This window comes from Bradyrhizobium sp. Crot121, assembly GCF_059512385.1.
The window spans coordinates 1-349 of sequence record NZ_JCAMOR010000514.1 but is presented as its reverse complement, the minus strand read 5'-3'; the positions used below and the strand labels follow the sequence as shown (position 1 = coordinate 349).

Below are 349 nucleotides of genomic sequence, written 5' to 3'. Positions count from 1 at the left end.
CTGATTCCGCCGGCTTATGTCAAACCCTTCGTGAAGCGCGGCAAGACGGATGCGGCGGATGCCGAGGCCATCAGCGAGGCCGTGACTCGCAAGACCATGCGCTTCGTTCCGATCAAAACGGCTGAGCAACAAGCCGCAATGATGGTCCTGAAGAGTCGCGCACTTCTGGTGAAACAGCAAACGCAGACTATCAACGCCCTACGCTCGCATCTCGCCGAGTTGGGCATCATTGCCGCCGCTGGCCGGACAAAGGTCGAGGCGTTGGTTGCAATCGTACGGGACGTAGCAGATGTCCGCTTGCCTGCGGCAGCGCGCGTCGCCCTGACGGCAGTTGCCGATCAGATCGAGG

Annotated in this window: 1 protein-coding gene; it reads left to right on the top strand. The window is 61.0% G+C overall.

Translation table 11 applies throughout. From position 1 onward, the window contains the following. Positions 1–349: IS110 family transposase (locus AC5ZGW_RS47720; RefSeq protein ID WP_496114348.1), on the top strand; the 349-nt coding region annotated here is incomplete at both ends.